General features: G+C 66.3%; 22 protein-coding genes and 1 pseudogene. 6 read left to right on the plus strand and 17 right to left on the minus strand.

Going from position 1 to position 21,750, the window contains the following annotated elements:
• Nucleotides 1-119 precede the first annotated feature (119 nt).
• From regX to LMQ14_RS24305, 6 genes and pseudogenes are all read right to left on the minus strand, one after another.
• A complete protein-coding gene (regX, locus tag LMQ14_RS24280) occupies nucleotides 120-803 on the minus strand; it encodes a two-component sensory transduction protein RegX (protein ID WP_003873718.1) in 684 nt (227 codons plus the stop codon).
• Nucleotides 800-2,029 (minus strand): sensor histidine kinase, encoded by a 1,230-nt coding sequence (locus LMQ14_RS24285; protein WP_267732164.1) that lies wholly within the window; start codon nucleotides 2,027-2,029, stop codon nucleotides 800-802. The genes regX and LMQ14_RS24285 overlap by 4 nt, the downstream gene beginning before the upstream one ends.
• A 162-nt stretch (nucleotides 2,030-2,191) precedes the next feature.
• Complete coding sequence (locus tag LMQ14_RS24290; protein ID WP_267732165.1) at nucleotides 2,192-2,941, minus strand: phosphoglyceromutase; 750 nt, start codon at nucleotides 2,939-2,941, stop codon at nucleotides 2,192-2,194.
• Between the two features lie 46 nt (nucleotides 2,942-2,987).
• A pseudogene (locus LMQ14_RS24295) lies at nucleotides 2,988-3,573 on the minus strand (YbjN domain-containing protein).
• Nucleotides 3,570-4,904 carry a D-inositol-3-phosphate glycosyltransferase gene (gene mshA, locus LMQ14_RS24300; RefSeq protein WP_420714567.1) on the minus strand — a complete coding sequence of 445 codons (1,335 nt, stop codon included), beginning with the start codon at nucleotides 4,902-4,904 and terminating at the stop codon, nucleotides 3,570-3,572. The pseudogene LMQ14_RS24295 and the gene mshA overlap by 4 nt, the downstream one beginning before the upstream one ends.
• 48 nt (nucleotides 4,905-4,952) lie before the next feature.
• Entirely contained in the window at nucleotides 4,953-6,260 is a 1,308-nt protein-coding gene (locus LMQ14_RS24305; protein ID WP_267732167.1) for an ROK family transcriptional regulator, read from the minus strand.
• Nucleotides 6,261-6,437: 177 nt separating this feature from the next.
• Here LMQ14_RS24305 and LMQ14_RS24310 point away from each other — a divergent pair, with 177 nt between their 5' ends.
• Nucleotides 6,438-7,187, plus strand: a complete 750-nt coding sequence (locus LMQ14_RS24310) for an SDR family oxidoreductase (RefSeq protein ID WP_267732168.1) — start codon at nucleotides 6,438-6,440, stop codon at nucleotides 7,185-7,187.
• On the opposite strand, the gene LMQ14_RS24315 is transcribed toward LMQ14_RS24310, so the two are convergent.
• Together LMQ14_RS24315 and LMQ14_RS24320 are read right to left on the minus strand one after the other, a co-directional pair.
• Nucleotides 7,171-8,529, minus strand: a complete 1,359-nt coding sequence (locus tag LMQ14_RS24315; protein ID WP_267732169.1) for a L,D-transpeptidase — start codon at nucleotides 8,527-8,529, stop codon at nucleotides 7,171-7,173. The genes LMQ14_RS24310 and LMQ14_RS24315 overlap by 17 nt on opposite strands.
• Before the next feature lie 51 nt (nucleotides 8,530-8,580).
• Nucleotides 8,581-9,675, minus strand: a complete 1,095-nt coding sequence (locus tag LMQ14_RS24320) for a UDP-N-acetylmuramate dehydrogenase (RefSeq protein WP_267732170.1) — start codon at nucleotides 9,673-9,675, stop codon at nucleotides 8,581-8,583.
• 26 nt (nucleotides 9,676-9,701) lie between these two features.
• On the opposite strand from LMQ14_RS24320, the gene LMQ14_RS24325 reads away from it, so the two are divergent.
• Genes LMQ14_RS24325 through LMQ14_RS24335 form a run of 3 tightly spaced genes read left to right on the plus strand, consistent with a single transcriptional unit; the run spans nucleotide 9,702 to nucleotide 12,096 of the window.
• Entirely contained in the window at nucleotides 9,702-10,223 is a 522-nt protein-coding gene (locus LMQ14_RS24325) for a DUF2505 domain-containing protein (RefSeq protein WP_267732171.1), read from the plus strand.
• 20 nt (nucleotides 10,224-10,243) lie between these two features.
• On the plus strand, nucleotides 10,244-11,074 hold the full coding sequence (locus tag LMQ14_RS24330; RefSeq protein ID WP_267732172.1) for a carbon-nitrogen hydrolase family protein: 831 nt from the start codon (nucleotides 10,244-10,246) through the stop codon (nucleotides 11,072-11,074).
• Nucleotides 11,071-12,096: a DUF2993 domain-containing protein gene (locus tag LMQ14_RS24335; protein ID WP_267732173.1), complete on the plus strand. Its 1,026-nt coding sequence runs from the start codon at nucleotides 11,071-11,073 to the stop codon at nucleotides 12,094-12,096. The genes LMQ14_RS24330 and LMQ14_RS24335 overlap by 4 nt, the downstream gene beginning before the upstream one ends.
• Before the next feature lie 10 nt (nucleotides 12,097-12,106).
• On the opposite strand, the gene deoC is transcribed toward LMQ14_RS24335, so the two are convergent.
• From deoC to LMQ14_RS24365, 6 genes are all read right to left on the minus strand, one after another.
• Nucleotides 12,107-12,775 (minus strand): deoxyribose-phosphate aldolase, encoded by a 669-nt coding sequence (deoC, locus tag LMQ14_RS24340; RefSeq protein ID WP_420714568.1) that lies wholly within the window; start codon nucleotides 12,773-12,775, stop codon nucleotides 12,107-12,109.
• Nucleotides 12,772-13,224, minus strand: a complete 453-nt coding sequence (locus LMQ14_RS24345; protein WP_267732174.1) for a DUF2599 domain-containing protein — start codon at nucleotides 13,222-13,224, stop codon at nucleotides 12,772-12,774. Before LMQ14_RS24345 ends, deoC begins: the two co-directional genes overlap by 4 nt.
• Nucleotides 13,225-13,228: 4 nt before the next feature.
• On the minus strand, nucleotides 13,229-13,504 hold the full coding sequence (locus LMQ14_RS24350) for a DUF2516 family protein (RefSeq protein WP_267732175.1): 276 nt from the start codon (nucleotides 13,502-13,504) through the stop codon (nucleotides 13,229-13,231).
• A gap of 72 nt (nucleotides 13,505-13,576) precedes the next feature.
• Nucleotides 13,577-14,185, minus strand: a complete 609-nt coding sequence (locus LMQ14_RS24355; protein ID WP_267732176.1) for a heparin-binding hemagglutinin — start codon at nucleotides 14,183-14,185, stop codon at nucleotides 13,577-13,579.
• Between the two features lie 312 nt (nucleotides 14,186-14,497).
• Complete coding sequence (locus LMQ14_RS24360) at nucleotides 14,498-14,905, minus strand: helix-turn-helix domain-containing protein (protein WP_267732177.1); 408 nt, start codon at nucleotides 14,903-14,905, stop codon at nucleotides 14,498-14,500.
• An 86-nt stretch (nucleotides 14,906-14,991) separates the two neighbouring features.
• Nucleotides 14,992-16,374 (minus strand): DUF445 domain-containing protein, encoded by a 1,383-nt coding sequence (locus LMQ14_RS24365; protein WP_420714569.1) that lies wholly within the window; start codon nucleotides 16,372-16,374, stop codon nucleotides 14,992-14,994.
• 134 nt (nucleotides 16,375-16,508) lie between these two features.
• On the opposite strand from LMQ14_RS24365, the gene LMQ14_RS24370 reads away from it, so the two are divergent.
• On the plus strand, nucleotides 16,509-17,210 hold the full coding sequence (locus tag LMQ14_RS24370) for a TetR/AcrR family transcriptional regulator (protein ID WP_267732178.1): 702 nt from the start codon (nucleotides 16,509-16,511) through the stop codon (nucleotides 17,208-17,210).
• 180 nt (nucleotides 17,211-17,390) lie between these two features.
• Nucleotides 17,391-18,254: a cyclopropane mycolic acid synthase PcaA gene (pcaA, locus tag LMQ14_RS24375; protein WP_267732179.1), complete on the plus strand. Its 864-nt coding sequence runs from the start codon at nucleotides 17,391-17,393 to the stop codon at nucleotides 18,252-18,254.
• 48 nt (nucleotides 18,255-18,302) lie between these two features.
• Here pcaA and LMQ14_RS24380 read toward each other — a convergent pair whose 3' ends face one another.
• From LMQ14_RS24380 to aceA, 3 genes are all read right to left on the minus strand, one after another.
• The gene (locus LMQ14_RS24380) at nucleotides 18,303-19,163 is read right to left on the minus strand and encodes a cyclopropane mycolic acid synthase family methyltransferase (protein ID WP_267732180.1); all 861 of its coding nucleotides are present in this window, start codon (nucleotides 19,161-19,163) and stop codon (nucleotides 18,303-18,305) included.
• Between the two features lie 108 nt (nucleotides 19,164-19,271).
• Nucleotides 19,272-20,087, minus strand: a complete 816-nt coding sequence (locus LMQ14_RS24385) for a 3-hydroxybutyryl-CoA dehydrogenase (RefSeq protein WP_420714716.1) — start codon at nucleotides 20,085-20,087, stop codon at nucleotides 19,272-19,274.
• 203 nt (nucleotides 20,088-20,290) lie between these two features.
• A complete protein-coding gene (aceA, locus tag LMQ14_RS24390) occupies nucleotides 20,291-21,577 on the minus strand; it encodes an isocitrate lyase (RefSeq protein WP_267732182.1) in 1,287 nt (428 codons plus the stop codon).
• Between the last annotated feature and the right edge of the window lie 173 nt (nucleotides 21,578-21,750).

The following is a 21,750-nucleotide window of genomic DNA, read 5'->3' on the forward strand; positions in this document are numbered from 1 at the left end:
TGCGCGCAGGACCGAATAACGCCGGAATTTCCGACGTCAGTTCACACTCGACCCTCAACGCACAGTCAACGAAAGAGACTGAGCGAGAAGGAAAGCGGGCTCAGCGCAAGTAGAGCGGGCTAGCCTTCGAGCTTGTAGCCCAATCCCCGAACCGTCACCAGGTGCACCGGGTTGGCCGGGTCGGCTTCGATCTTGGACCGCAGCCGCTTGACGTGGACATCGAGCGTCTTGGTGTCGCCGACGTAGTCCGCGCCCCAGACTCGATCGATCAGCTGTCCGCGGGTGAGCACCCGTCCGCTGTTGCGCATCAGATATTCGAGCAAGTCAAATTCCTTGAGCGGCAACGTAATTGTGTCACCGTTGACCGACACGACGTGCCGCTCGACGTCCATCCGTACCGGACCGGACTCCAGCACACCGTCGCTGATCTCGGAGTCGTCGTCGCCGCCCCGGCGAAGCACCGCCCGGATCCGCGCGATCAACTCACGCGCCGAATAGGGCTTGGTGACATAGTCATCGGCGCCGAGCTCCAGGCCGACCACCTTGTCGATCTCGCTGTCCCGGGCCGTCACCATGATCACCGGCACGCTGGAGCGAGCGCGCAGCTGCTTGCACACGTCGGTGCCCGACATGCCTGGCAGCATCAGATCAAGCAGCACGATGTCCGCGCCGGCACGGTCGAACTCGGCCAGCGCCGCTGACCCATCGGTCACCACGGTGGCTTCGAAGCCTTCCTTGCGAAGCAGGAAGGCCAGTGGATCGGCAAGCGACTCCTCGTCCTCCACGATCAGCACACTGGTCATCGACTTAGTTCTTCCTCTCGTTGGGATCTGTTGGGTCGCACATCGCGAGCCCGGGGTGGCTCGGTTTCTTCGTCGCCATCAGTGTCCTGATAGGCCGGGATGGACAACGTAAACGTCGAACCGGTTCCCGGCTTGCTCCATACACCGATGCTGCCGTCGTGATTGGCCGCAACGTGTTTGACGATCGCCAGCCCCAGCCCACTGCCGCCGGTAGCTCGCGAACGCGCCTTGTCCCCCCGGAAAAACCGCTCAAAGACCCGCTCCTGGTCTTCCAGCGCAATCCCGATCCCGCGGTCGGTCACCGCGATCTCGATGTTGTCGCCACGACGGCGACGGCTGATCGACACCGGTGAACCCGGTGGCGAATAGGCGATCGCATTGGAAACCAGATTGGCCAACGCGGTCACCAGCAGTGTTTGATCCCCCAGCACTCGCAAACCGGTGGGCGAGTCGGTGCGAACCTCGATCTTGGCGTTGTCAGCTGCCACCTTGTGACGCGAAATCGCTTCGGCCACAACGGTATCGACCTCGACTGCAATGACGTTCGGCAACCGCTCGGCGCCCTGCAGCCGGGACAGCTCGATGAGCTCGGCGACCATGTCGCCCAACCGGTTGGCCTCGATCAGGACCTTTTCGGCGAACCGGCGCACGGTTTCGGAGTCGTCCGCCGACGCCAGCAGTGCCTCGGCGAGCAGCGCCATGGCACCGACCGGGGTCTTGAGCTCGTGGCTGACGTTGGCCACGAAGTCGCGGCGGGTGGCCTCCATGCGCGCATGGTCGGACTGGTCGTGAACGAAGACCACGGCGAACCGGCGGTCTTCCTCACTCAGCAGCGTCGCCTGCCCGTGCACCGATATCCCGGACCGCCCGGCGGCACCGCGCTTGCCGGGCTGTAGGTCGAATTCGACGTCGTCGCCGCCCAGCGCCTGCTGCGCCGCCTGCCAGGCTTGGTCGTCGAGCTGCCGATCGCGCACCAGGCCCAATTCCTTGGCTCGCTCGTTGAGGTACACGACGTCGCGGTGTGAATCCACCACGGCCGCGCCCAGCGGCATCAGGGTGACGATTTGTTGCAGCATCTGCGCGACGGTGATTCCGGTCGATTCGGTGGCCACTCGCTGACGGCGTCGGACCACACGTGCGGACAACCGAGTGCCGGCCGCCACTCCGACGGCCAGCGCCAGCAAGGACAAGACCCCGGCCAGCAACAGCGCCGAGAACACAGTCACGAACAAAATCCTACAAATCTGGTGAACGCAGCCCTAGCGGAACGAGGCCAAAATCGGACAAGTCACAACTTCCGCTACAGGTGTTCGGCCGTCGTTCATGCGAAATTTGGCTAACGGGCTTTTGGCGCTCAAAAGCGGCGAAAATTGGGCTACGCCACAATCCTACCGGGCACCCTGGCTGGCTACCGCCGCGGCGCCGGCGGCCGCCGCCTCCGGGTCGAGGTAGGTACCGCCGGGCACCGCCGGACGCAAATCGGCGTCCAGGTCGTAACGCAACGGAATGCCGGTCGGAATGTTCAGCTCGGAGATCTCGTCGTCGGATACTTGGTCGAGGTGCTTGACCAGGGCGCGCAGCGAGTTGCCGTGGGCGACGATCAGCACCGTCTTGCCGAAGCGCAAATCCGGGACGATCACGTCGGTGAAGTACGGCAGAAAACGCACCACCACGTCGGCCAGGCATTCGGTGAGCGGGCCGCCACCGATGTCGGCGTAGCGCGGGTCGGCGTCCTGGCTGAATTCGCTGCCCTTCTCGATCGGCGGCGGCGGGGTGTCGTAGCTGCGCCGCCAGGCCATGAACTGCTCGTCGCCGTAGCGGGCCTTGGTTTCGGCCTTGTCCAGGCCCTGCAGCGCCCCATAGTGGCGCTCGTTGAGCCGCCAGCTGCGCCGCACCGGGATCCACAGCCGGTCGGCGGCGTCCAGCGCCAGGTGCGCCGTGGTGATCGCGCGTCGCAGCAGCGAGGTGTAGAGCACGTCGGGCAACAAGTTGTGCTCGGTCAGCAGTTCGCCGCTGCGAACCGCTTCGGTCCGGCCCTTTTCGGTCAGGCCGACGTCGACCCAGCCCGTGAACAGGTTCAGCGAGTTCCATTCGCTTTCGCCGTGGCGAAGCAGTATCAGCGTCGCGGTGTCTCCCATTGGCCTAGCATTTCACGGCCGGGCGCCGCCTTCATCGTGAGAGTCGTCATCGTCGTCGTGCCCCGATTCTCGACTCTCCCCCGCAAGCGGGAGGTGCCCCCACCTCATCGCGCTTCGCGCTCTGTGTCGTCGTCTTCGTCGATCAGGTGGGCGAAGGCCTCCAGGTTCTTCAACGATTCGCCGCGCGAAACCCGCCAATCCCATTCCTTCTGGATCGACGAGCGAAAACCCAACTCCAGCAACGTATTAAAGTCCGAATCCACCGCTTCGAGCACCTGCCCCAGCACCCGGTCGATTTCGTCGGCATCGACCGAAGCCAGCGACATCCGGCCGACCAGATAAATGTCGCCGACGTTGTCCAGCGTGTAGGACACCCCGTAGAGGCGGCGGTTGCGCTTGAGCAGGAACCGGTAGACGCCCTCGTGGTTCTCGTCGGGCTTGCGGCACACGAACGCCTCGACGCGTACCGAGTGCTCACCGATGGTCAGGATGGTGTTGGTCTTGAGCTTGCGCTCGCCGGGCAACTCGACCACCAGACCCGGCAATCCACCATGTGCGCCTTCATGTTTCGAGTAAGTCAGCTCGCTGGCATCCAGGGCGTGCTCGATCAGCTGCTGCACGGGCGAACTCACGCGCCCACCCCGCGGCGCGGTGTCCAGCGGCGCGGTTTGCGCGCCGCGACCCGGTCGCGAACCCGGCGCTGCCGCGCGGCAGTGAAGTCGCCGATGGCGCGCCGGTAACTGGCCAGCAGCGCGTCGGTGGTGTTCTCCCAGGAGAACGTCGCCGCATGCGCGGCGGCGGCCCGGCCCATCGCCGTGCCCTGCGGTGTGCCGTCCAGGCGCAGCAGCTCGTCGAGCGCGTGGGCCCAGTCGTCGACGTCGTGCCCGGACACCAACGAGCCGGTGACACCGTCGCGCACCGCCACCGGCAGCCCGCCGACCGCGGCCGCCACCACCGGCGTGCCGCACGCCTGTGCCTCGACGGCGACCAAGCCGAACGATTCCGAATAGCTGGGCACTGCAACAAGATTCGCGGCCTGGAACAGCGTGGCCAGATTCTCCCGCGACTGCGGCGGCAGGAACGTCACCCGCTCGGTGATCCCGAGTTCGTCGGCCAGGCGAACCAGTCCGTCCGGGGTCGCCAGGCCGCTGCCCGACGGCCCGCCGGCCACCACGATGCGCACGCCCGGCAGTTTGGCCGCCGCCCGCAGCACGATGTCGGGTGCCTTCAGCGGCTGGATGCGTCCGACGAACGCCACGATCTGCTCGTCGAGACCGAGCCCCAGCGCGGCCCGGGACGCCCGGCGATCACCCGGATGGAACACGTCGAGGTCGACACCGGGATGGACCACGTCGATTCGCCCCGCATCGGCATGGTGGATCGAAATCAGCTGCCTTGCTTCGTCATCGGTGTTGACGATCAGCCGATCCGCCTCGTCGACGACCTGCTGCTCCCCCACCGTGCGCAGCGGCGGCTCGGGCGCGTCGCCCGCGGCCAGCGCCGCATTCTTGACCGCGGCAAGCGTGTGCGCGGTGTGCACCAGCGGCACCGCCCAACGGTCGCGGGCCAGCCAGCCGACCTGTCCGGACAGCCAGTAGTGCGAGTGCACGATGTCGTAGTAGCCGGGTTCATGCGACGCCTCGGCGCGCAGCACCCCGGCCGCGAACGCGCACAGCTGGGTGGGCAGGTCGTATTTGTCCAGGCCCTCGAACGGCCCCGCCACCACGTTGCGCACCAGCACTCCGGGCTCGACCTCGACGACCGGCGGATCGGCCGACGCGGTGGCCCGGGTGAAGATCTCCACCTCGATGCCCCGCCGTGCCAGGTGCAACGCACTTTGCAGCACGTACACGTTCATCCCGCCGGCGTCGCCGGTACCCGGTTGAGCCAGGGGTGAGGTGTGCACTGCCAATAGCGCGACCCGGCGCGGATCGTTCAGCAGGAGGACGTCGTCGTGCCGCACCACTTCATCTTTACAGCACGCCCCGGCAGCCACCCCAGGCCGTTCGCGTCAAGCAGAAGACTCCGGGAGGATTTCCGGGATCCGGGAGCCGATCACCCCGGCGCGGCGCATCGCACCCAGCGGGTCGGCGTACAGCCCGCCCAGCGACACAATGCCCGCTCCGGCCTCCTGCACCCGGTTGCCAAAAGCGGTGACGCGGATGTCGCGTGGTGCCAGCACCGAGCGCTCGGCGAACGCCGCCTCCACCTGCTCCATCGCCTCCGGATACTCGGTAAAGGCCTGGCCACCGACCACCAGCTCGTCGGGATTGAGCAGGTCACGCAGCAGCGCGACCGCTTCACCAAGCATCCGGGCCCGCTCCGAGAGCAGATCCTTGGCCTGCTGGTTTCCGGCCCGGGCCACCCGCAGCAGATCGGTGATGCCCGTGGCGGAACCGTTGGTCCGGCCCGCGGGCGCCGCCGGCAGGATCCGCAGCCGGCGCGCCGCGGCCAGCACGGCCTCGTCGCTGACCGTGGACTCCAGTTGTCCGGTGCCGCCGAGCAGTTCGGAATAGGCGGGCAGGCCCGCGATGGTGCCGGGACCGCTGGACGGGCAGTGCACCCGTCCGCCGATCACCAGCGCGTAGCCCACGGTTTCGCGGGCGTAGACATACAGGCTGGTCGGCGAGCTCGGCGCGAACCGCCGCATGCCCAGCAGCAGCTCGGCGCCGGCCATCGCGTCGACGTGCGAAGCCACCGACACCGGCAGGCTCAAGGCGTCGGCCAGCACCGGTCCGACCGGCGCTTGCCGCCAGCCCAACCGCGGGTGGTCGACGTGGCCGGTGGCGCCGTCGACGGTGCCACCAATGGCCACCCCGACCCAGAGCGGCCGCCGGCGATGCCAGCGCCGCAGGTAGCGGGTGGCGCTTTCGGCCAGTGACGTCAGCGCGGCCGCCGGGGGGCTCAGCGGCGTCGGGGTCTCCACCGTGTCCAGCGTGCGGCCGAACAGGTCGGTCGCCACGATGCTGGTGGTTCGCGCGCCGATGTGGATACCCAGCGTCACGAACGGTTCGTGGTTGATCTCCACCGGAACGCGAGGGCGTCCGATGGCTCCGGAGACGGCCAGGTCGGCGCGTTCCCGCAGCAGTCCCGCGTCAAGCAGCGCGATGACCTGCCGGTTCACCGTCGCGATGCTCAGCGAGGTGACCCCGGCGATGACGTCGCGGCCGACCGGGCCGCGCAGTCGGACCGCCCGGAATACCGAGGCCGCGGCGGAGTCGGAGATGTGCAGCGACGGCGGCAGGATCTGGCGGTGCAGCCGCAGGTGGCCCTTGCGGCTGGGCGAATGAAGGGTGTGAGTGAGAGAAGTAGAGCGCACGAGCGTCCTTTGTCCGAGTTCCAATGGCCGGTCTTGGCCACAACCTGTTTTGGGTTCAGGCGCGGCAAAGTGCGCGGCAACAACACGCACATGCCGCGCAAAGACACGCGGCAGTGTTGTTGAACAGGGCGCTGTGGTGCACCTCAGGAATTTAGCACGTTTATTAGAGTTGGCTCAGTGAGTTCAAATAACGCGCATCAACGGGTTGCGGTGGTTACCGGTGCCAGCTCCGGGATCGGCGAAGCAACTGCCAAAAACCTTGCCGCCCTTGGGTTTCACGTCGTCGCAGTGGCGCGACGCGCGGACCGGATAAACGCCCTCGCGAAAGAGATAGATGGAACGGCAATTGTGGCTGACGTCACAGACGACGCGGCTGTCGCCGCCCTCGCCGGCAAATTGAGCCGGGTCGATGTGCTGGTCAATAACGCCGGAGGCGCTCGCGGATTGGCGCCCGTCGCCGACACCGACCTCGAACACTGGCGATGGATGTGGGAGACCAACGTGCTTGGCACGCTGCGGGTCACCCGCGCGCTGCTGCCCAAGCTGATCGACTCCGGCGACGGCCTGATCATCACCGTCACGTCGGTGGCCGCGCTCGAGGTTTACGACGGCGGCGCCGGCTACACCGCGGCCAAGCACGCCCAGGGCGCACTGCACCGCACGCTGCGCGGGGAACTACTGGGCAAGCCGGTGCGGCTCACCGAAATCGCCCCGGGCGCAGTCGAAACCGAGTTCTCGCTGGTGCGTTTCGACGGCGATCAGCAGCGCGCGGATTCGGTCTATACCGGTATCACGCCGCTGACGGCGGCCGACGTGGCCGAGGTGATCGGGTTCGTGGCGTCGCGGCCTTCCCACGTGGACTTGGACCTGATCGTCCTCAAGCCGCGGGATCAGGCCAACACGATGCGGTTTAACCGCCGGGGCTAGGCGACGCCGACGTCGTGGTGGTCGTCGTGGTCGGTGTCCCCGACAAACTCGGCGCGGTCGACGGTGTGACCGGCGCGGTGACGGGGATCTGACTGGCCGGCGGGTGGGCGTTGGGTGGCGGCAGTGCCGACATGGCCACCCAGGTGTCCCAATCGACGGCCCAGTCCCAGATGTCGCCGTCGGAGTAGGACAGCTGGATCGAGCTTCCCGTCACCTCGACCGGGTCGCCGTAGATCGCTGTGGGGTAGTACTCCGCGGCATCTTCGTTCGACAGGTTGATGCACCCGTTGGTGACGTTGGTGTTGCCCTGCGCGCCGGCGCTCATCGGGTTGGCGTGGATGAACTCGCCGTTGTTGGAGATCCGCACCGCCCAGCGTTCGTGCACGTGGCTGTAGCCGGCCGCGGGGTTGGACATGTAGAAGTCCGCGTATTTCTCGGTCACCACGTGGACGCCGTTGCGGGTCACGTTGCGGGCCTTGTCGGCCTCGCCGTAGCTGCACGGGAAGTCCATGATCACGCCGGCGTCGGTGACGACCTGGATGCGGTGCGACGTCACCTCGGCCTTGACGACCTGCTTGCGGCCGATCTGGATCTTCAACGACATGTCCTGCAGGCCGTAGGCCCCGTCGCCGAACGGCAGCCCGTAGAGCTTGGCGTCGACGCTGACGGTGGTACCGGCCGGGTAGTACTCGCGCGTCCGGTAGTGGATGCGGGCGCCCTGCTGCTCGTCGGGCAGCCAGGCCCAACTGCCCTCGACGGGCGGGTTGGTCGTGACGGTCAGCGCCTTCTCGACGGCGGCCTTGTCGCTGATCGGCGCGTCGAACTGGATGATGATCGGCGCGGCGACGCCGACGGTCTGGCCGTCGGCCAACTGGAAGCCGCCGTCGATCTTCTTGCTGGGCGCGACGGTGGTGAATTTGCCCGTCACCGGCACGGTCTTACCGTCGTGGCCCACGACCGACCCGCTCCAGCTATAGCTCAAGTCGTAGCCCAACGGCTCGGTCGTCGTGTAGACGGTGCGGTCGGAGTTGAACGCTCCGGCGACGGCCTTGCCGGACGAATTCGTCAACGCCACCTTCTGGAACCAGCCGTCGCTGACCGAGACGCTGACCGGCGCGATGGGAACCACATCGGCCGCGGCGTCGGCGGGCTGGTATTTCAGATTGGGCGCCGACTGCTCTTTGTTTTTCTGCGCTTGCTTGGCCGTAGTGCCGCTGCAGGCGGCCAGCACGCTCGGCGCGAACACCCCCAGCCCGAGAGCTGCCAAAGCCAATCGCCGATTAATCGGCGGCCGGTCGGGGGATGTGCTCACGCCTTTAAAAGATACCGGCAGTACCGACACGCATTCCGCCACGACAAGTCGCGAAAGCCTACCGTGACCCCATATCGACAGCTAGAGCGCGCACCCGAGCAGCACGGGCTCGGGTTCCAGTGTGATGCCAAACACGTCGCGCACCGCGTCGCGGACGGTGCGCGCCAGGGCCAGCACGTCGGCGGTGGACGCATTGCCGCGGTTGGTCAGAGCAAGCGCGTGCTTGGTGGACAACCGGCACGGCGCGGCCGGGTCGTCCGGATAGCCCTTACCGAAGCCCGCGTGCTCCACCAGCCAACCGGCGGCCAGCTTCACGCCGTCCGGTGCCGGGTAGTTCGGCACCGGGCCGTCGGTGCGGCCGGCCAGCGACTCGTAGACCTCCGGCGCGACAACCGGGTTGGTGAAGAACGAACCCACGCTCCAGGTGTCGTGGTCGGCGACGTCGAGCACCATGCCCTTACGGGCCCGCAGGGCCAGCACCGCCTGCCGAACCGCGCGCGGGTCGGCACGCTCACCGCTGGCCACATTCAGTGCCGCAGTGAGCTCGCCATAGCGCAGCGGTGCGCTGTGGCCCGAGTCATCCAGCGCGAACTCGACTTCCAGCACGACGTCGGAAACCTGCCGGCCGCGCTTGAACATGCTGGTGCGATAGCCGAAGCCCAGCTCGCCGCCGGGTAGCCAGCGCACCGCGCCGCTGCCGCGATCCAGCACCCGCACCCGGGTAATGGTGTCGGACACCTCCGCGCCGTACGCGCCGACGTTCTGCACCGGGGTGGCCCCGGCCGATCCCGGGATGCCGGAGAGGCACTCCAGCCCGCCCAGCCCGTGCTCGATGGCGGCGACCACGACGTCGTCCCAGACCGCGCCCGCCTCGGCGCGCACCAGGTTGCCGTCGACGGTGATCCCGCGCGTGGCCAACTGCACCGCGGTCAGGTCGGTCAGGTCGTCGGCGATCACCAGGTTGGACCCGCCGGCAAACACCAGCACCGGGCCGCGGTCACCGCCGCGGGTCACCGTGCCCAGCTCCGCCAGCACCGCGACAATCTGTTCGCTGCTCGTGCAGGTAATCAGGCGTCGCGCGATCGGTCCGACCCGCAAAGTGGTCAACGGCGCCAACGGCACCGCCTCGGCGACGCGCGCACCAGCCAAGACCGATCCGGCGTCGCTGGCTTTCATGGCCCGTAACGGTAGCCTGACCTGCTATGCCCCGCTCATTCGACTTGTCCGCAGACTATGAGGGCAGCGTCGAAGAACTTCATCGGGCGTTCGCCGAGGCCGACTACTGGCGGGCCCGGCTGGCCGACATTCCGGTCGACGAGGCAAGGCTGGAATCGATCCGCGTCGGTGGCCAACCCGGAGCCGACGGCACCATCGAAGTGGTGACACTGCAGGAAGTGCACAGCCACAACCTGCCCGCGATGGTCACCCAGCTGCACCGGGGCGATCTCTACTTCAGACGCGAGGAGACGTGGGGGCCGGTCACCGACGGCATCGCCACGGCATCCATCAAGGGCTCGATCGTGGACACCCCGGTCAACGTCTCCGGCACCGCCGAGCTGACGCCCATGGGCCGCGGCGGCGCCCGCCTGACGTTCCGGGTCAGCATCCACGTACGCATTCCCTTGATCGGCGGCAAGGTGGAGAACATCATCGGCACCCATCTGGCCGATCTGGTGAGCAGGGAACAACGCTTCACCACCGAGTGGATCACCAACAACGCCTGATCGCTCCTAAGCTGGCAGCCATGCGAATCGCGTTGGCGCAAATGCTCAGCGGCAGCGATCCGGCGGCGAATCTGCAGCAGGTGCGCGAATACACCGCCCGGGCCGCGGACGCCGGCGCGACGCTCGTGGTGTTTCCCGAGGCGACCATGTGCCGGTTCGGCGTCCCGCTGGCCCCGATCGCCGAGCCGGTCGACGGACCGTGGGCGGACGGCGTCCGGCAGATCGCGGCCGACTCCGGCGTCACGGTGATCGCCGGCATGTTCACCCCGGCCGGCGACGGGCGCGTGACGAACACGCTGATCGCGGCAGGGCGGGGCACGGACGCCCACTACGACAAGATCCATCTCTACGACGCGTTCGGCTTTACCGAGTCGCGCACCGTCGCGCCCGGCCACGAACCGGTGGTGATCACCGTCGACGGGATCGGGGTGGGGCTGACCGTTTGCTATGACATCCGCTTTCCGGAGCTCTATACCGAGCTGGCCCGGCGTGGCGCCCAGCTGATCGCCGTCTGCGCGTCCTGGGGTTCGGGTCCCGGAAAACTCGAGCAATGGACGCTCCTGGCTCGCGCCCGCGCGCTGGACTCGATGAGCTACGTCGCCGCGGCCGGCCAGGCCGATCCCCGTGACACACTGGCCGGCTCGGGGTCGTCCTCGGGCGCGCCGACCGGGGTGGGCGGCAGCCTGGTGGCCTCGCCGCTGGGCGAGGTGGTCGCCTCGGCCGGTGCCGACCCGCAATTGGTGATCGCCGACATCGACCTCGACAAGGTCGCGAAGGCCCGGGACAGCATCGCGGTGCTCCGCAACCAGTCAGACTTTGCTCGTAGCGATAGGGCAGAATCGGTTGGGTGACGAACCCACCAGGACCACCGAACGAGGGCCCGTCATCGTGGGCTCGTGGCGGGGATCAAGGCCCGTTCGGCCCACCCCCCACTGAGCGCCCAACCGAGCGGCTGCGCCCCGCCGACGCGGGTCTGCCCCCGAACGCCGCGCCTGCGCCGGAATACCCGGCCGGCGCGGACACGCAGCAGGCCGGCTACGCACCGCCGCCCACTCCGCCGACACCTCCCACTCCGCCGACGCCTCCCACCGAGCGGATCGCCACCCCCAGCCAAGAGCCGGAACCCGCGAGGAAGAAAAGATTTCGCGACCCGCTGTCCATCGTTCTGATCTGCGTCATCGTGGTTTCGCTGCTCATCGCGGGGCTGATCGGCGGCGAGTTGTACGCCCGCCACGTCGCCGACACCAAGGTCGCCGAGGCGGTGGCATGCGAGGTCCAGGATCAGGCCACGGCGTCGTTCGGGGTCGCGCCGCTGCTGCTATGGCAGCTCGCGACGCAGCATTTCACCAACATCTCGGTATCGACGGCGGGTAACCAGATCCGCGATGCCAAGGGCATGAAGATCGACATCAGCATCAAGGACGTGAAGCTGGACAAGACCTCCTCGTCCAAGGGCACCATCGGATCGCTCGACGCGACCATCACCTGGACGAGTGAAGGCATCAAGGACTCGGTGCAGAACGCGATACCGGTGCTGGGCCCGTTCGTCACCAACAGCGTGACCACCCATCCTGCCGACGGCACCATCGAGCTCAAGGGAATGCTGGACAACATCACGACCAAGCCCGTCGTGTCCGGCAAGGGACTTCAGCTCCAGATCCAGAGCTTCAATGCGCTGGGCTTCACCATGCCGCGCGAAAGCGTCCAGTCGACGCTGGATGCGTACACCGCGAAACTGACCGCCGACTACCCGCTCGGAATTCACGCGGACAGCGTGCAGGTGACGTCGACCGGCGTGACGAGCCACTTCTCGACCCAGAACGCCACGATCCCGACCGGCGAAAACAACGACACCTGCTTCGCCAACCTGTAGGCGCCGGGTTTCAGCCGAGTTCGTCGAGTACCGCCCGGGTGCCGGATAGGCCGAGCCTGGTCGCCCCGGCGTTCACCATCGCGATCGCGTCGGCGGCGGTGCGGATCCCGCCGCTGGCCTTGACCCCGAGGCGACCGCCGACGGTGTCGGCCATCAGTGCGACGGCCCGTACCGAGGCTCCGCCCGCGGGGTGAAACCCGGTCGAGGTCTTGACGAAGTCCGCGCCGGCATCCTCGGCGGCCCGGCACACGTCCGTCAGCGTTCGTCCGTCCGAATCACCCAGCAGCACAGCCGATTCCACGATCACCTTGAGCACGACGCCGGGTACCGCGGCGCGCACCGCCGCGATGTCGGAGCGCACCGCGTCGAGCTCACCGGCCAGCGCTGCACCGACGTCGATGACCATGTCGACTTCGCTGGCACCGGATGCCACCGCTTGGGCGGCCTCTTGGGCCTTGATCGCGGACACGTGCTTGCCGGACGGAAACCCGGCCACCGTCGCGACCCGCACCCCACCGGTGGCCGCGGCGACCGGAACCATCGACGGGGATACGCACACCGCATAGACGCACAGGTCCGCGGCTTCCCCCAGCAGCGCGGCCACGTCGGCGCCGGTGGCCTCGGGTTTGAGCAAGGTGTGGTCGACGAGCGCCGCCAGTTGTCCTCGACTAAGTGTCACGAGAACGATTCTTCCGGGCCGCCGGGATTGCAACCGGAGGCGACCATCTCGGTGTCGTCGACGACGGGCCGCCACGGCTCGAGGTTCCAGCTGGTCTTGCCGGGTTGCGCCAGTTCGGCGAATTGCCAATGGCAGACGAATTGCGCACGCATGCCGGGAGTGTCGGCGTTCGGTGCCATTGCCAGCACCTCGGCCCAGGCCTCGTCGGCCGCGCCCGCGGTGTCGGGTTGCCTGGAGGCCAGCCGCCCCGATGGCGTCGGAAAAACGCGCAGGCTGGTCAGCCGTCCCCATTGCACCCACGCGGTGTGATCGACGAACGGCGGGGAGTACGAGGGGCCGGCGGGGTTGGCCGCGCCGGTGCCGGGTTCGGCCAACGCGGTGCCGGTGACAGACACCGTGCCCAGCAGCACGACAACCGCGGCCGCGGGCACGGCCAGCAGAGCCTTCATCGCGTCAGCGCGACTTGCCCTGAATTTCCAGGAGTTTCGGCCGCACGTCGACCAGATACACGCCGGCCGCGCAGGCGGCAGCAGCCATGCCGAGAACGCCGAGCCACCAGCCCAGCACGGCGGCCAGGCCCAAGATCACCAGCCAGACCGGCTTGGTCAGTTTGTCCGCGGCCGTGTAGGCGTCGGACCGCTGCATCGCCGCATGTATGAACGCGTACACCGCCATCACCAGGACGGCGATCTGCAAGACCAACATGACGGTACCCACGGCTTGACTCACGCCTTAAGGGTATGTGGGCGCCGTCGTAAACGTCGAATCCGAGTTGCCCCGAAGGGCAACCCGGAATCCGAACTACTTCTGGGTGACCTTCTTGGCCGCCGACTTCTTGGCCGGAGCCTTCTTGGCCGGGGCCTTCTTGGCGGGAGCCTTCTTGGCCGGAGCCTTCTTGGCCACTGCCTTGCCGGCCGACTCGGCCTTCTTCGGCAGCTCGATGCCGACCAGCTTGGCCGCACGCTCGCCGACGGCGCGGGTCTGCGTCGCGACGGTGCCCAGCGCCTCCTGGGTCAGCTCGACGGCCTGGTCGACGTAGCCCTCGGCACGCGCCGTGGTCTCTTCGAACGGACGCTGGCTGCGCAGCCGCTGCAGCGCGGCCTCGCCCCGCTCGACCAGCTCGTTGTAGCGGTTGGTCGCGGCGTCCAGGTAGCCCTCGGCAGCCTTACGCAGTTCCTCGGGGGTGAAGCGCTCGCGCAGCTCGGTGAACTGCTCGGGCAGGTCCTCCTGCAGCTTGGCGATGCGAGCACGGCTCTCCTCGACCCGGCTGCGGGTGTCGGTGCGGGTGTCCTCGGCCCGGTCACGCAGGCCGGCGATGAGCTCGTTCACGGTGGCCAGGGCCAGGTCCGCTGCACCCAGGGCCGCCAGCAACGGCGCCCGCAGTTCTTCGATATTCGTGTTTTCAGCCATGGTGTTTCCTTTCATGGTTGGTTGTCGTTCTCAGGTTTGTGGAATGTCTGGTTTGGAAGTCGAGGCAAGCGTCGGCTCCTCGTGCGAGGAGTAGTCAAGACCCGCGGATTGACATGGCACGCGGCTTGCCGGGAAACCTCCTGGTTGGTCGGGTCGGGTTGACGATCGAGTGGATGTCGGCGCAACGCCGCGCCTGGGGATCAGTGGGAATCGGTGCATCCTTCCCTTCTGGGTAACCCAGCGGCCGTCGGGATATACGTCACCAACGTGAGCTCAGGCGTTTTCGCAGCTGAGCCGCCCAGCCGGGCTATCTCACTCGTGGTTATCGGATTCGGGCGAACACTCCTCATGGATCGATTCGTTTTGCTGGGCAAACGAGGCGTAGATGTCGAGCAGAATCTGCTTCTGACGCTCGGTGATCGCCGTGTCGGTGATGACCGCGTCACGCACTTGACTCTTATCGCTCGGCTCGAGAATCCCGGCCCGCACATAAAGGACCTCGGCGGAAACCCGCAGCGCTTTCGCGATCTGACTGAGTACGTCGGCAGAAGGTTTGCGCAGTCCGCGCTCAACCTGGCTCAGATAGGGATTACTGACTCCGGCCAGCTCGGCAAGTTGTCGCACCGAAACCTGCGCGAGTTCACGCTGGCTTCTGATGAAGCTGCCGATGTCGGAAGCCGCAGTCGACACCTTGGCGGAGAGCGTCTCCTCCGGTGGCATTGCGTGCTCCTTGGGTCCGATGGCCGACCTTGACAGGACCGAGCGTACGGACATGTGCTTGCATTTGCAAGCAGTAGTTAGCACCCCTAGAAAAACAGCTGCGCGACCGTGTAGATGACCAGCCCCGCCAGCGACCCGACCACGGTGCCGTTGATCCGAATGAATTGCAGGTCGCGGCCCACGTGCAGTTCGATCCGCCGACTCGCCTCATCGGCATCCCAGCGCTCGATCGTGTCGGTGATGATCGCGGTGATCTCAACCCCGTACTGCGACACCAGATGCTGGGCGGCCCGCACGATCCAGCTGTCGACCTTGTCGCGCAGCTCGGCATCGTCGCGCAAGGATTCCCCGATCCGGATGACGGCCTCCGCGATGCGGGTGCGCAGCGTGCTGGAGGGATCGTCGACGCCCTCGAGCACCAACCGCTTCAGCGTCTTCCACGCCGTCGCGGCCGCATTGGCGATTTCGTCACGCGCCATCAGCTGCTCTTTGATCGCGTCGGCGCGCGCGATGGTGTCCGGGTCGTGTTGTAGATCGTCGGCGAATTCGAACAGGAAACGGGTCGCCGAACGCCGCAACTCGTGGTCCGGGTTGCGGCGGACCTTGTCGGTGAAATCCATCAGCTCGCGGTGGATGCGGTCGCCGACGAGATGGTCGATGAACCGCGGCGACCAGGTCGGCGAGTCGCGCTCGACCACTCGCTGGATGATCTCGCCCGCATTCAGCGACCACTGAAAGGCCCGGTCGGCGAGCAGCTGAATCAGGGCTTCCTGCCGGTTTTCGGCGAGCAGCGTCGCCAGTACCCGGCCCACCGGCGGCCCCCACTGCGGTTCCGCGATACGCCGCACGATCATCCGGTCGATCACCTGCTGGACGTCCTCGTCGCGCAGCAGCTCGACGAGCACCCGCAGCACCGTCGCGGCCTCGCTGGCCACCCGTGCGGCATGCGCTCTGTCCGAGAGCCACTTGCCGAGCCGGCCCGGCACCTGGGCGTCGCGCAGTTTGGTCTCCACCACTTCCGCCGACAGGAAGTTCTCCCGGACGAAGGTGCCCAGGCCCTCGCCGAGCTGGTCCTTCTTCCGCTTGATGATCGCGGTGTGCGGGATCGGTATGCCCAGCGGGTGCTTGAACAGCGCGGTCACCGCGAACCAGTCCGCGAGGGCGCCCACCATGCCGGCCTCGGCGGCCGCGCCGACGTAGCCGACCCACGCGCCCACGCTGCCGTGCGCCTGCGCCCATCGGCACGCCAGGAACACCACGGTGGCACCGACCAAAAAGCTCAGTGCCACCAGTTTCATCCGGCGCAGCCCTGTCCGCCGCTGCGCGTCCGCCTCTGGATCGGCTCCAGCGAACGACTCCGCAAACGACGTTCGAGCCCGGTCCGGCGTGGCCGGCGGCACGGTCGGCTCCGGCTGCGGGGCGGCCGAACCCGGTGCCTCGGCGCTTGGTGAGACTCTGTGTACCACCACACCATCATGTATCGCGCGGGCCAGTTAGTGTTACTACGCGGTTGACCGAACCCCGCCCCGATGCGCCTCATCCGCCAATACGACTCCCCCACGCCGTACTATCGGGGACGTCTAGGGAATGGGAATCGTCGACAGTGACAGAGCAAATCCCGGCAGTGATCGTCAAAACGGACGGTCGTAAACGGCGCTGGCATCAGCACAAGGTGGAGCGCCGCAACGAGCTGGTTGACGGCACGATCGACGCGATTCGCCGACTCGGCCGCTACCTCAGCATGGACGAAATCGCCGCGGAGATCGGGGTTTCCAAGACCGTTCTCTACCGCTATTTCGTCGACAAGAACGACCTGACGACCGCCGTGATGCGCCGGATCGCGCAGACCACGCTGATTCCGAATATGGCCGCGGCGCTGTCCTCAAATCTCGATGGCATCGACCTGACCCGCGCCGTCATCAGCGTCTACGTCGACACCGTCGCGAACGAGCCGGAGCCGTACCGGTTCGTGATGGCCAACAGCTCGGCCAGCAAAAGCAAGGTGATCGCCGACTCCGAGCGAATCATCGCCCGCATGATCGCGGTGATGCTGCGCCGCCGTATGGAGCAGGCCGGGATGGACACCGGCGGCGCGGAACCGTGGTCCTACTTGATCGTCGGCGGTGTGCAATTGGCCACGCACTCCTGGATGTCGAATCCGCGGATGAGCAGAGACGAACTGATCGACTACTTGACGATGCTCAGCTGGAATGCGCTGTGCGGAATCGTCGAAGTGGGCGGATCCCTGGAGAAGTTCCGCGCGGAGCCGCATCCTTCGCCGATCGTGCCGCCTCGAGAGGCTTAAACTACCCCTGGCGTGCAGCTCGTTTTGTGCATTGCGCCCGTTCCGTGTGACGCTATGACCCGGCCGCGCGCACAAGCTACGCCGGTCGAACCCGAAAGCATGCAAAAGGCATGCACCGAAGGCCGATGGACATCCCTCAGGATTCGTCCCCGCCTCCGGGACACAGAAAGGCTTCTTCGTATGGCCGTGCAGCTCACGCCGCATTTCGGCAACGTGCAGGCGCATTACGACCTGTCTGACGACTTCTTCCGGCTCTTTCTGGACCCCACCCAGACCTACAGCTGCGCGTTCTTCGAGCGCGACGACCTGACCCTGGAAGAGGCACAGCTCGCCAAAATCGATCTATCGCTGTCCAAGTTGGGCCTCGAGCCCGGGATGACGCTGCTGGATATCGGCTGCGGCTGGGGCGCCACGCTGCGGCGGGCCATCGAGAAATACGACGTCAACGCCGTGGGCCTGACGCTGTCGGAAAACCAGGCCGAACACGTTCAGAAGTCGTTCGACCAGCTGGACACCAAGCGCACCCGGCGCGTGCTGCTGGAGGGCTGGGAGAAGTTCGACGAGCCGGTCGACCGGATCGTTTCGATCGGCGCATTCGAGCACTTCGGCCGCGCGCGCTGGGCCCGCTTTTTCGAGATGGCTTACTCGGTGCTGCCGGCCGACGGCGTGATGATGCTGCACACCATCGTGCGCCCCGCGTTCAAGGAAGCCAGGGCCAAGGGCCTGCCGCTGACCCACGAAGTTGTCCACTTCACGCAGTTCATCCTGGCCGAGATCTTCCCCGGCGGCTGGCTGCCCACCCCCCAGCTGGTGGAAGAGCACTCTGCCGACGCCGGCTTCAAGCTCACCCGGACCCAGTCCTTGCAGCTGCACTACGCGCGCACCCTCGACATGTGGGCCGCCGCGCTGGAGGCCAACAAGGACAAGGCGATCGAGATCCAGTCGCAGAAGGTCTACGACCGCTACATGAAGTACCTCACCGGCTGCGCAGACCTGTTCCGTCAGGGCTACACCGACGTCGACCAGTTCACGCTGGAGAAGTAAACGAAAAGCGGGCCGGACTTGTGTCCGGCCCGCTGCTTCTGCTGGGGACTACTTGACGCAGGTGAATTGCCCCACGTCGGTAATGCCCTTGCGGAAGAAGTCCTCGCACCCCGTCAAGTAGTGCATGTAGCGGTCGTAGATTTCTTCCGACTGGATCTCGATCGCCTTGTCCTTGTTGGCCTCGAGGTTGGCGGCCCACATGTTCAGCGTCCGCGCGTAATGCGGCTGCAGCAATTGCACCTTTTCCACCGAGAATCCGGCCTCCGGCGCGAGCTTCAGCAGGTCCTCCACCGAGGGCAACTGTCCGCCCGGGAAAATCACGTCGCCGATGAACTTCGCGAAACGAATGTCTTTCATCGTCAATTTGATGCCCTTTTCGTGCATCGACTTCTGGGTCTGCGCCAGAATTGTGTGCAGCAACATCCGGCCGTCGTCGGGAAGAATGTTGTAGGCACGGTCGAAGAACGCGGGGTAACGCTCCGCCTTGAAGGCTTCGAAGGCGCCGATGGTGACGATCCGGTCGACCCGGTCCTCGAATTCTTCCCAGCCCTGCAGCCGTATCTCGACGGTGCGGTCGGTGGGAACCTTGGCCAGCCGGGCCTTGCTGTACTCGAACTGGTTGCGGCTGAGCGTGATTCCGATGACGTTGACGTCGAACTTCTCGACCGCGCGTTGCAGCGCTCCGCCCCAGCCGCAGCCGACGTCGAGCACCGTCATGCCGGGCTCGAGGTTCAGCTTGCCCAGTGCCAGGTCGAACTTCGCGTTCTGCGCTTCCTCCAGCGTCATGTCGTCACGCTCGAAGTATGCGCACGTGTAGCCCATCGTCGGGTCCAGGAACAATGCGAAAAACTCATCCGAGACGTCGTAGATGGACTGCGACTCTTCGTAATACGGCCTGAGCTGCGTCATGCTAAATGGATACCTCTCGCTTTTGGTGATCGCGGAAATAATACCCGACGCGAGCACACGACTCTCACTACGTCAATGCCCGGGCCCGGCGGAAATTTGCGATCCGGTTCAGTACGTGTAGAACCCCTGACCCGATTTCTTGCCCAACTGACCCGCCTCCACCATCCGCAGCAGCAGCGGCGGCGGGCCGTAGTGCGGCTCCTTGAATTCCTCGAACATCTTGTCCGCGATCAGTTTGAGTGTGTCCAATCCAACAAGATCCGACAACCGCAACGGGCCCATCGGGTGCGACAGGCCGGCAACAACCGCCTTGTCGACATCCTCGACGGTGGCGAATCCCGCCTCCACCATGCGGACGGCCGACAACAGATAGGGCACCAACAGGGCGTTCACCACGAATCCGGACCGGTCCGAACACCGCACCACCTGCTTGCCCAGCACCGCGCCGGCGAACTCTTCGGTGCGCGCGGCGGCGGCTTCGTCGGTGACCAGCGTGCTGACCAATTCGACCAGCGGCAACACCGGCACCGGGTTGAAGAAGTGCAAGCCCAGCACCCGCTGGGGGTTCTTGGTCGCCGCCGCGATCTTCATGATCGGAATGCTCGACGTGTTCGACGCCAGCACCGCGTCGGGATCGGTGATCACCTCGTCGAGCTTCGCGAAGACCTCCGCCTTGACGGCCTCGTCCTCGACAATCGCCTCGATCACCAGTTGGCGGTCGGCGAGGTCCTTCAGGTCGGTGGTGAAGGTGAGCTGGCTCAGGGCACGGTCACGCTCACGCTCGGTCACCTTGCCCGCGCTGACGCCCCGCTCCAGCGATTTCACGATGCGGTTTCGGCCCGCCGTGATCAGCGCCTCGGTGGTCTCGTACACCGTGACGGCGACGCCGGCGCGGACCGAGACTTCGGCGATCCCGGACCCCATCTGGCCGGCCCCGACAACCCCTACCCGCTGAATCCCTTTGTCGCTCACTGCGTTTCTCCAGTCGTATTGTCTTGCACCGCAATAGGCCCCGCCCAGGATCGCCGGGCGGGGCCTATGCTACTTCAGCCGCGAGTTACGCAGCTGGGCTCAGTGACTTGAGCCGTCGGTTTCACTTCCACTTCGCGGGCTGCGCCCGCTCATCGTCAGTGAAACTGCCCCTCTTCGGTGGAGCCGTTCAGCGCGGTGGTCGACGACGTCGGGTCCACCGTGGTGGCGATGCGGTCGAAGTAACCGGCACCGACCTCGCGCTGGTGCTTGGTCGCGGTGTAGCCGCGCTCCTCGGCCGCCAACTCGCGCTCCTGCAGCTCGACGTAGGCGCTCATCTGGTTGCGGGCGTAGCCGTAGGCCAGATCGAACATCGAGTAGTTCAGCGCGTGGAAGCCGGCCAGCGTGATGAACTGGAACTTGAATCCCATTGCACCAAGCTCTTTTTGGAACTTCGCGATGGTGGAGTCGTCCAGGTGCTTCTTCCAGTTGAAGGAAGGCGAGCAGTTGTAGGCCAGCATCTGGTCGGGGAACTCGGACTTGACGCCCTCGGCGAACTTGGCCGCGAGCTCGAGGTCCGGGGTCCCGGTCTCCATCCAGATCAGGTCGGAGTACGGCGCGTAGGCCTTGGCCCGCGCGATGCACGGCTCGAGGCCGTTGCGGACGCGGTAGAAGCCTTCCTTGGTCCGGTCACCGGTGATGAACGGCTGGTCGCGCTCGTCGACGTCCGAGGTGATCAAGGTGGCCGCCTCGGCGTCGGTACGGGCGATCACGACGGTCGGCACACCGGCGACGTCGGCGGCCAAACGCGCCGAGGTCAGGGTGCGGATGTGCTGCTGAGTCGGGATCAGCACCTTGCCACCGAGGTGGCCGCACTTCTTCTCCGAAGCCAGCTGATCTTCCCAGTGCGACCCCGCGACGCCTGCGGCGATCATCGCCTTCTGAAGTTCGTACACGTTGAGCGCGCCACCGAAGCCGGCCTCGCCATCGGCGACGATCGGCGCCAGCCAGTTCTCCACCGAGCGGTCACCCTCGACCTTGGCGATCTCGTCGGCGCGCAACAGCGCGTTGTTGATGCGACGGATGACCTGCGGCACCGAGTTGGCCGGGTACAGGCTCTGGTCGGGGTAGGTGTGGCCGGACAGGTTGGCGTCACCGGCGACCTGCCAACCGGAGAGGTAGATGGCCTTCAGGCCGGCGCGCACCTGTTGCACGGCCATGTTGCCGGTCAGGGCACCCAGGGCGTTGATGTACTCCAGGTCGTGCAGCTGCTCCCACAGCACCTCGGCGCCGCGGCGGGCCAGGGTGTGCTCCTCGACGACGCTGCCCTGCAGGGCGACGACATCCTGGGCGGTGTAGGTGCGGCTGGTGTCCTTCCAACGCGGGTTGGTGTCCCAGTCGTGCTGGATCTGCTCGGCGCTCTTCGGGGTGCCAACGACAGACATTGGGCTTACTCCTTTGGGGTCAAAATCTGTTAAGCCGTACCGCTGTCCGGTATCAGCTTCACTCCTGTGCTAACACGACGATGACACAGCCTGTTGATGCAGGTCCACCCATTTTGATTGCAAATTTGGGCCACGACTTCGCGGCAGTTTTGCTAAGTTTGCAAAGGTGTACA

The organism is Mycobacterium sp. Aquia_213 (genome assembly GCF_026625985.1).
Lineage (GTDB): Bacteria > Actinomycetota > Actinomycetes > Mycobacteriales > Mycobacteriaceae > Mycobacterium.